This is a genomic window from Psychrobacter pasteurii (genome assembly GCF_900162815.1).
GTDB lineage: Bacteria > Pseudomonadota > Gammaproteobacteria > Pseudomonadales > Moraxellaceae > Psychrobacter > Psychrobacter pasteurii.
Genome location: NZ_FUGD01000113.1, coordinates 1 through 9,094, shown reverse-complemented (window position 1 = coordinate 9,094; position 9,094 = coordinate 1). Strand labels below are relative to the sequence as shown.

At 39.0% G+C, this 9,094-nt stretch carries 10 protein-coding genes; 8 read left to right on the top strand and 2 right to left on the bottom strand.

From position 1 onward, the window contains the following. Nucleotides 1-2,029, bottom strand: a 2,029-nt coding sequence (locus A1232T_RS10170) for a MobA/MobL family protein (protein WP_077449306.1), incomplete at its 3' end; no start/stop codon positions are given. Between the two features lie 286 nt (nucleotides 2,030-2,315). On the opposite strand from A1232T_RS10170, the gene A1232T_RS10165 reads away from it, so the two are divergent. From A1232T_RS10165 to A1232T_RS10130, 8 genes are all read left to right on the top strand, one after another. Continuing rightward, nucleotides 2,316-2,768, top strand: coding sequence for a hypothetical protein (locus tag A1232T_RS10165; RefSeq protein WP_077449305.1), 453 nt, complete (start codon nucleotides 2,316-2,318; stop codon nucleotides 2,766-2,768). Between the two features lie 260 nt (nucleotides 2,769-3,028). Further along, nucleotides 3,029-3,766 (top strand): hypothetical protein, encoded by a 738-nt coding sequence (locus A1232T_RS10160; RefSeq protein ID WP_143513985.1) that lies wholly within the window; start codon nucleotides 3,029-3,031, stop codon nucleotides 3,764-3,766. 332 nt (nucleotides 3,767-4,098) lie between these two features. Continuing rightward, complete coding sequence (locus A1232T_RS10155) at nucleotides 4,099-4,338, top strand: hypothetical protein (protein ID WP_077449303.1); 240 nt, start codon at nucleotides 4,099-4,101, stop codon at nucleotides 4,336-4,338. A 21-nt stretch (nucleotides 4,339-4,359) separates the two neighbouring features. Further along, nucleotides 4,360-4,857 carry a GNAT family N-acetyltransferase gene (locus tag A1232T_RS10150; RefSeq protein WP_077449302.1) on the top strand — a complete coding sequence of 166 codons (498 nt, stop codon included), beginning with the start codon at nucleotides 4,360-4,362 and terminating at the stop codon, nucleotides 4,855-4,857. A gap of 270 nt (nucleotides 4,858-5,127) precedes the next feature. Then, nucleotides 5,128-5,865 carry an aspartate/glutamate racemase family protein gene (locus tag A1232T_RS10145; protein WP_077449301.1) on the top strand — a complete coding sequence of 246 codons (738 nt, stop codon included), beginning with the start codon at nucleotides 5,128-5,130 and terminating at the stop codon, nucleotides 5,863-5,865. 306 nt (nucleotides 5,866-6,171) lie between these two features. Then, the gene (locus A1232T_RS10140) at nucleotides 6,172-6,732 is read left to right on the top strand and encodes a plasmid replication DNA-binding protein (RefSeq protein WP_077449300.1); all 561 of its coding nucleotides are present in this window, start codon (nucleotides 6,172-6,174) and stop codon (nucleotides 6,730-6,732) included. Nucleotides 6,733-6,927: 195 nt separating this feature from the next. Beyond that, nucleotides 6,928-7,215, top strand: a complete 288-nt coding sequence (locus tag A1232T_RS10135; protein ID WP_077449299.1) for a type II toxin-antitoxin system RelB/DinJ family antitoxin — start codon at nucleotides 6,928-6,930, stop codon at nucleotides 7,213-7,215. Then, nucleotides 7,208-7,474: a type II toxin-antitoxin system YafQ family toxin gene (locus tag A1232T_RS10130; RefSeq protein ID WP_028859970.1), complete on the top strand. Its 267-nt coding sequence runs from the start codon at nucleotides 7,208-7,210 to the stop codon at nucleotides 7,472-7,474. The genes A1232T_RS10135 and A1232T_RS10130 overlap by 8 nt, the downstream gene beginning before the upstream one ends. A 117-nt stretch (nucleotides 7,475-7,591) precedes the next feature. Here the strand turns inward: A1232T_RS10130 and A1232T_RS10125 are convergent, their stop codons facing one another. Beyond that, nucleotides 7,592-8,674 carry a replication initiation protein gene (locus A1232T_RS10125; protein ID WP_077449298.1) on the bottom strand — a complete coding sequence of 361 codons (1,083 nt, stop codon included), beginning with the start codon at nucleotides 8,672-8,674 and terminating at the stop codon, nucleotides 7,592-7,594. Between the last annotated feature and the right edge of the window lie 420 nt (nucleotides 8,675-9,094).

Genomic DNA, 9,094 nt, shown 5'->3' with positions numbered 1-9,094 from the left:
TATTTTGTTCATCTGGTAACTGACTACCATAAATATTTTTAAACACCTCTACGGTCGAATTTAGAGCGTTTATATAACTCTCTCGCTGACCACTAGGCAGTTTGGCCACATCAGAGTAGGCATGCTTGAATTGAAGGCAGGTTCTATTTAGCGTATCTGATCTATGAGATTTAGCTAATTCTCTGGCCTCTATGGTTTGTTTGTCATCAGAAATAAACTGATCTAACCCTCGAATGTAGTCAAATGATGAAATGATATCTCGGGTCATACTACCCACCTCTCCGGCGCTACCGCCTAATTTAGGAATAATGCTTTGGTTGAAATCGGCTCTTTTTTGGTCAATATCTTCTTTAAATTCAAACCACGCCGTTAAACGCTCGTTATACTGCTCACGCTCCTGCTTAGGATGATTAACCAGGTGGATAAGGTCCTTGTTGTTGGTAATAAAGCGCTCATCAATCTTGTTTTTAACCGCTATCAAATTGTCTCTAAAATCCTTACTTTGAAGATTAAGTGATGTCACAAAGTCTTTAATCACCTCAATTTGTCTATAGTCATATTTATCAGGGTAATCATTAGGGTCCTCATTCCAGCCAGATCTCAAACAATTATCGGGTTGGGTGGCCGTGAGTAATTTATGAGCAAGTATTAGCTTAAGCTGTTCAGCACGTTCAGATCTTCTCTTATCTTCATAAGTTGCTCTTCTAGTTTCTCTATCAATTCGTCTTTGCTGCTGATCAAGTCGAGCAGCTCTTGCTCGTCGTGCTTTGTCATCGAACGGGGTTGGGGCAGGTCTTGCTCGCTTTGTAGCGTCTTGATGGATGCTCTGAGCGATTGATTCGCTGTCTGTAGCTCTTTTTGAGTTTGCCGTAACCCAGCGTTTTGAGACATCAATTCTTTGTTGTGCTTCATGGTTTCTTTTGTCTGCGTCATTAATCCAGCTTGGTAAGTTTTCGCATCGCTTAGTTGCCCAAGCAGTGCCTGATTTTGCGTCTTCAATGCATCGTTTTGTGCTATCAGCTCGATCTGCTGCTCGACTACGTTGTTCATTGCAGTATGCAATGTGCTGTTTTGTGCTTTCAGCTCGTCGTTCTGTGTCTGCAATGAGTCCAGATAATCTCTCATTTTGCTTAGTTGCCCAAGCAAGTCCGTCTCGATATTGTTGAATTCGTCGCTCATATTCTCTCCTTTGCTCTAACACAGCGTGATTGCGTGCTCGAATCTTACGGTTAGTCTCTCCCTTTTCGGTAGCAATACCTCGGCGCTCCATCGCGGTCGCCTCAACCCCCATCTTAATGGTGGGCTGCTGATCAAGTCCTTGGTCCTTATAACTACGCTCATCCATAAGCGGTAAATTACGATGTTTAAGTCTTTGATTGGCAGTGTCCACCCAAAGCTTACGAATACGCTTAATCTCCTCCCTTGAGGAGGGGAGGTCATTTTGTTTACGCTTTTTATTAGACCACTCAAAAGGGATTTTAAATTTAGGGTCAAATGCCAACTTACCATCCGGCCCAATCACTGGCGCGCGCGTCGTCACCATAATATGGGCATGAAAATTACGAGGGTCAGGGTTTTGCTCCCCTTCACGCAGCCGCTTAGAGCTGGGCTTAGCATTAGGATCAAAGGGCAGCTTCATCACAGGGCGATGCAGACACACATCGGCAATCACATTCATGTCATCACACAGCTTCTGTGCAAACTCTAGAGCAAGGGCATGACGCTCATCTTCAGGTAGCTCATAAGGCAAATTAATCAACCACTCACGCGCCACACGGCTATCAGAACGCACCTCAAATGCTTCGGCAGTATTCCAAAGCATCTCGCGATCAATCTTGACATCCAATCCTTTTAACGAAGCAGGCATCACAATATCACTGCTCATTACCCCATCCTTTTTAGAGTAATCATGAACCTTGCCATACTTAGCATCCTCTAAAACATCACCAGCGCGATATGCGGCACAGGCCACAGCGGACTGTCCTGCTTTTCTAGAAATTGCTTTAGTAGCAATATGCACCATAGTCATAATAGCTTGCCTTAGGTTAAAGGTTTTGCACACCACATCTTTTCGTGGTGTGCGGGGTTTGGGGTGTCCCCAACGAAGGGCGATTCAGTTTTTAATGTAGTAACGTAGTGGATAAATTAAAAACTGAGTCGTTACTTCGCCCTTAGTCAGGGGGACGCAACAATCACCCATTAAAATAAAATGTATAAGATTTATGATTATTCTATCTTAAAGAGTAGCATGGATTATTGAATGATGCCTAGCGCCTTGCTATGCTAGGTTAACATTAATAAAAGGAGTTGTGATTATGTCAGGATCTATTTTCGATAATCAAGAAGCCAATGAGTTAAAAGAGCGTCAACGCTTAGAGGAGTTAAAGCGTAAAGCAAAGCTGCAGCAAGTAAAGCTCGATAAGCGATTAAACAAACAAAAAATATTGATGGGCGCTTTTTTAGGACAGGTGTTAGCAGGAGAGAGTGAGGATGAAAAATTTATTCAAAACTACTTTGCGAAAAACTTCCCACAATTTTTAACCAGAAAGTCAGACAAAGAGTTGTTTGCAAGTATGGTGAAAAGCTTGGGGGGCGATATTGGCCTAGATGAAGAGGCAGTTAAAGCTAATGATCAGCCAGCTGAGCAGGAGCATGGACAACATAAGCAACCTGATGATACGGAATATACGGATAATGACATCCGTGAGTTATTCTCAGATCCGCAGGTTGATGCATTTCCTCCCCATGATGACGGTTATCGTGGATAATGTATTTTCAGAAGATGTCGGCTTTTGTTGAGAAGTTTAAAGGCGTGGGAGGGAGGGTTTAGTATTTATTCCTATACACTAAATGTTGCTCTCACCCTCCAAAGGTTAAAATTAGCATTGCACTTGATGTGTTAATATAAGATTAAATAAATGCTTAAAATCATTAAAAATAAGGCAGGAATATGAATAAGATAGTGCCAAAGGGAATTTTAGTCTTCAGTTCTGGCGTATTTTTAGCGAGTTGTGCAAATACAGCATCCTTGACTAAAATTAGCAGCCATACCGCGCAAATTAACCCAACATTGGCGTCCCCAGCTCCTGTACAGCAAAGCGCTACTATCCAAGCGTCTAATATTCAAACCCCCATTATTACGGTTGATTGGCAGAAGATAGAAGCCACAGCCGATCAACTGTATGAAGATGAGCCGTTAACCACCGATATATTTTTTCTCTTAAGCGAGTCAGAGTCTACCGCGGGTTCGGCAGCGGATTTTTATGCCAAAGAATTTAATGTGTCTATTGAAGAGGCGCAGCGTCGCTTGATATTGCAAGGAATCAGTGCACCCCTAATTGAGGCGGTCGCACTAGAATTAGGGGAGGCTATAGCAGGCATTTATTATGACAACAATAACCCCAATGAATACAGCGTAAATTTTATCACCTTAAAAACGGTCCAAGCCGAACCCTTAAAATATGTTTATCAATTTAAGCACAAAGATTACCAATATTACTCGTTCCCAATTTATATTAAGCCCAGTAGTGATGCCACGCAGCCACAGATACTGGCTTTACAAGAAAAGGCTAGCCCTGAGATATTTAGACGTTATCCGGATACTCAACTAATAGGCTATAGTCCAGCGAGTAATACCATTAACGTGAGTATCTACACCAAAACACCGGATGAAGCAGAGCGAAAACGCATTGAGGCTGAGCTAACTGAATTGGTTGGCCATCCCGTTAAAGTGGAATTCATTTCGGGTAGGATTACGACGATGTAGATAGAGGCTTATTTATATAAAGGTGGAAAAAATGGTGGCTACAGCACTAAAGCTGATAAAAGTAAGTTTTTAGTCACGCTATCCAATTTATTATCTGCGATTGAGTCTATGCCATAAATGTGCTGCATCTTATAGTTTATGGGAAGCTCGAAACATGCTTTATGGAAGTAACCTGGTTCCCTAGTGAGGCCTTGAATCCTAATCTGTAGGCTAGTGGTATCAATTTAACTGTACTCGTTTAGTGCAATATGCAGGCATCGAAATGTAGGCTTATTGCAGGATGCAAAAGCCTATATAATGATTATCTAAATCATATTAAAAACGGATCAAATATGAGTATTTTTTCAAAACTACGAGAAATAGAAAGTAAGTATAAAATTACGCTACATGAAGGTGAGAGCTTTAAACAAGCTGTGTACAACGGAAAGATGACAGATTCGGAAGATTGTATTATTGATAAAATCGAATTAACTTTAAAACATTATCCTGACAGCCAAGATATTTCCTTATCTACGTACCAATCAGACGAGACCTCAGATGAAGAATTTTGCTACGCTGTGGTATTACCATAATATTTAACTATGGAGCGCGACATGTTTTTTATACGGAAGGCAAACCAGAACGATGTATCAGATATTGCTCATATACACTTTGAAAGTTGGAATGCTACTTACTCGGACCTTTTACCTAAAACGTATAGAGACAAGGAAAATAACTTATCTCAAAAAGTGAACATGTGGGAGAAGTTATTACCTAGCTCTGGTGTAAGTACATGGATAGCATATAATGCTGAGGATACCTCTGTAGGATTTATTTCTTACTTTAAGAAAGATCAAGAATGTGAAATAAGCACTCTGTATCTCCTACCGCAATACCAAAATTTAGGGATAGGTACTAAGTTAATGGACGCAGCCCTAATAGATGCTTCTCAATGTAATAGCTGTTCTAGGCTATCTTTATGGGTGTTAAAAACTAATCTATCTGCAATCACTTTCTATGAGAAATTTGGTTTTGAGTCTGATGGGCAATATAATGAAGAATTATATGAAGACACCAAAATAACAGATATTAGAATGGTAAAAGCACTCTAATATCTAATGCCTGTTATTTTTTGCTTTAAAAATTAATATTATTACTTACCTCATGCCAAATTTCGTATAAATGGGTGTTTTTTGTGTTGATGCAACTTTTTTAGATTGGTTTTTCATTTGATAGTCTGTATGGGGTTGGCATCCTAGTGAGGATTTGAATACTAAGCTGTAGCCTATTAGAGCCAATGACTTAAGTTAATAAGGTGTTATTAGTGTACTTAGCAATGTACATCGAGTAAGCTTTTCGATATTAAATATAAGGAGCAGTACATGATAATTAATGAAAGTCAGAACCTAATATTGAAGCAAAATACTTTAGGGATTATTGGTGGCATGAGCTGGGAAAGTAGCGAAAGTTATTATCGTCTAATCAATGAGGGTATAAAAGCTAAACTTGGTGGATTACATTCAGCCGACCTAATAATTCGTAGTCTAAATTTTGCAACTATTAGCAGCTTACAAGCAAAAGATGCGTGGGAAGAAATGGGCACTATATTAGCTGATAGCGGTCTACAACTGAAAGCCGCTGGCGCGCAAGGGTTGATGATAGCCACTAATACAATGCATAAAGTTGCAGAGAATGTAGCAAATGCTACAGGTTTACCATTAATTCATATTGCTGATGCTACAGCAAAAGTTATTACTCAAAAAGGTTTAAAAAACATTGCGTTACTAGGGACTAATTTTACGATGACCCAAGATTTCTATAAGCAACGTTTAATTGATGCTGGTTTAACCGTGATGATACCTGATGAAGCGCAACGAACAGAGATACATCGGATCATTTATGATGAGCTATGCCAAGGTCAATTGCTTGATAGTTCACGTCAGTACTACAGTCAAGTCATTAAAGATTTAGAAATGAAGGGAGCAGAAGGTGTGATATTAGGTTGTACTGAGATTGGTTTACTTGTTAGTAAAGAAGATAGTACTATTCCAATATTTGATACTACAGCCATTCATGCGGCGGCGGCAGTCGATTTTCTACTTACTGAATATCAAACCTAACGAATACTTGCTAGTATGAAAAACAAGGTATACCCTAGCGGAACCACCTAAAAACGCCTTATAAAATATTAATAGACCACCTAAAATAGACCGTTATAATAAAACCACTTATAACAGACTATTTTAGGTGTTTGCGTTTATTAAACCCTCAAACTGTCACTTCACGAAGTACTATCCTCCCATATCTGCAACAAATCACATGCCTCTCAAGTAAAGGGTATCCTGAAAATATACACTCTAAGTCAAACGTGTAATAATGTTCAATGATTGAACGCTCAAAAAAAGCAATTTAGCAGGGAGTGACACTTGAAATTAACAGTTACGGACGCGGCTAAACAGTGGGGTATTACTAGGAACACCATTTATAACAACATCAATAATGGTAAGCTTTCTAGAGACTCTAACAAGATGATTGATACTGCTGAAATGTTTAGAGCATTTGGAGAGCCTAAGCAAACTAAACGTGTAGATTCAGTCAGTGGTATACAGAGTTTGTCGTCAAGCATGACACCTGAAAGCACAGCTGAATTACAGCATCAATTAGAGCTAGAACAGTTAAAAAACAAGCACTTAGAAGAGTCGCTGCAAAAACAAGAATTAGTCAATAAGGATTGCCGACAACAAGTTACGCATTATCAACGCCAGATTGAGCTATTAAATGACAATCTGAGCAAAGCTAATATGAGTATACAGGAGCTTGTACAAAGCAGGTTGATTGGTATGGATCCTCATAAACCAACAGAAGATGAACAACAGTCAGGCAACACAGACGATAATGTAACTAAGGCTGAAACGGTCCATCCTGCTCAGGAAGTAAATACTACTGAACCAATAACTCAAAAAGTAAAAAAGTGGCGCTGGTGGTAACTATTGGGCCTATTTAAGAGCATGCCGTGGAGGGCAGTAGCAGTAGAAGTGCTATTATTTAAATTAATAGGTTATTAACCTATTAATTTAAATAATAGCAACAAAAAGCATTAGGTAAAGATAAACAACATCTACTTTATTAACAGCTAAATGATATACAATGTAATGCTAACAACATTACATAAGGTTATTGCTATGAGTCAAAGTAATTTTAATATGCGCCTTGATGACGATTTAAAGGCAAGTGCTTACTCCGTTATTGAGCAATATGGGTTAACACCAACTCAAGCGGTGCGTATGTTTTTAAATGAGATTGCGCATACCAAAACCATACCCCTATCTCTTAATTGGGCAAGTTGCATCCCTAATGCTGAAACAGCTAAAGCAATTATTGAAGGCCGTGAAGACTACGAAACAGGTAAGCTTACTGGCTACCATGCAGATGAGTTAACTGATGTGTTGGTAGAAAGTGAGAATGGCTAGAAAAGTATATCCCACTAAACAGCTTAAAAGAGATGCTAAAAAACACCATCTTGAACTCTTAACACCTGCATGGGCGGAAGTACTTAATTGTTTAGTCAAAGACCAACCCTTGCCAGAAAAGTATAAAGATCATGCTCTGACGGGCAATTGGTCGAGTTGTCGAGATTGCCATATCAAGCCTGATTTAGTGTTGATCTATGAAATCCGAGGCAATGACGTGCTATTGCATAGATTAGGTAGCCATAGCGAACTTTTTTAGACTAGGACCTACAGTTACTGGATTACCATTTTTTTTGCTTCTTCAGTTAATAATAGGCTAATAGCCTATTATTAAATTAACTTCATTTTAAGCCGCCTACGCCAGGGTGAAGCAAGTTCAGAATCTAGGCGCTTGCTCATCATCCAAATATTCTTGCACAGGACGCTTAGTAAAGCGCTCAGGATCTTTTTTAACCCATTCAACCATGTGACTAATCCAAGCGCCACTTGATTGGTTAGCGGGGTTCTGAGCTGCTATTAGGCCGTTATAATCTGCCATAAATTTCTTACTATGCACTGCTCTTGCCAGTTGCTTATCAGTATAATTGGTGAACATATTAATAGTGTCTGGGTCACGGGCAGGCGTTACGTTTTTCGGCTGCCCTTTTTCTGTGAATTTCAGCTCCAAATGCGTATATTTGCGTCCAGTTTTTTTTAGTTCGTAAGATACTTTATATATTGTCTTTTCGTTTATTTCGTTGACTGCCATATCTATGACACGTCTGCGTAAGTCTTTCGTATTTTCGTATTTATCTAATAATCGAAACTCTCTTCTTAATTCATCTAGTTGTTTATATACTTTTCCTGATGATTTCCATTGCATCATCAGCAAAAATATACGCAAGCTATAGACACTATCGGTAAGCTTTGCAAGTTCGAATAGGTCTATTTGAGTATAGTTATTTTTCAACTGAAACAAGAACGGCACGACATCAGGATGCATAATCACACGAGCCATTAGATTTTCGTCAGATTTCATTACAAATGGCAGAGTATCAATTAGATTATGCAATCGAAGCTGTTCTATAAACTCATCATCATGTCTGCTGTCAGGGTATCGCTCTTTAAGCTTTCTAAATATTTCGGTTTTGAAAAATAACAAGTTATATACCCAGCCTGTCACCTTATCACCAAAAGGGGTAGGTATTACAATCTCTCTGCTTCGTAAGTTGCTACAAGCAGTGCGTAAATCACGAGCGACATTTTTCGCATTAAAACCAATAGATAACGCATCATCTTTAGTAATGTATATGGGTGCTAGAGCATCAAAATCAGCAGCGTCAGCGCTTTGCGGTAGTTTGCTTGCCGCCAATACAATCAATTTCATTTCGTGCAAACCTGACTGATGAGCTGCTTTCAACAAATCATTTGACATTTTGGGGTATCTGTTCGGCTTATCTAAAATCGCATTGCTTTCCATCTCTACTGCTCCGTTTACAATTAGGACTTCTATTTTATACAAGTCCCATTTGTGCGTCAATACGTCCCATTTGTGCGTCAATACGTCCCATTTAAGCTAAGAATGTGCGTCAATACGTCCCATTTAGTTCCAGCAACCCCTTGTATAACCTACATTTGCGTGGGGTCTAAAATAAGTCTTTTAAAAATAATTATAAAATAAGGGTAAACCCTGTTTTTGCCTGTGGATAACTCAAACGAACGAAAATAAAAGGAACTTAAAAGAGACTTATTGTTTTAAAATAAAAAAACAACAAGAAAAACCCTCAAATAACCAAAGGTTATGATGATTATCTGGATCTAAAATTCACTCATATTTCTCTTAGCCAAAGGTGTTTTATCGACTAAACCCTCTTGAAGGCCTATGAGATCGTTGTAAATC

Coding starts and splice junctions, on each gene's coding strand:
- A1232T_RS10165 (WP_077449305.1), top strand. CDS start 2,316: ATGTCAGGATCTATTTTCGATAATCAAGAAGCCAATGAGTTAAAAGAG.
- A1232T_RS10155 (WP_077449303.1), top strand. CDS start 4,099: ATGAGTATTTTTTCAAAACTACGAGAAATAGAAAGTAAGTATAAAATT.
- A1232T_RS10150 (WP_077449302.1), top strand. CDS start 4,360: ATGTTTTTTATACGGAAGGCAAACCAGAACGATGTATCAGATATTGCT.
- A1232T_RS10145 (WP_077449301.1), top strand. CDS start 5,128: ATGATAATTAATGAAAGTCAGAACCTAATATTGAAGCAAAATACTTTA.
- A1232T_RS10135 (WP_077449299.1), top strand. CDS start 6,928: ATGAGTCAAAGTAATTTTAATATGCGCCTTGATGACGATTTAAAGGCA.
- A1232T_RS10130 (WP_028859970.1), top strand. CDS start 7,208: ATGGCTAGAAAAGTATATCCCACTAAACAGCTTAAAAGAGATGCTAAA.
- A1232T_RS10125 (WP_077449298.1), bottom strand. CDS start 8,674: ATGGAAAGCAATGCGATTTTAGATAAGCCGAACAGATACCCCAAAATG.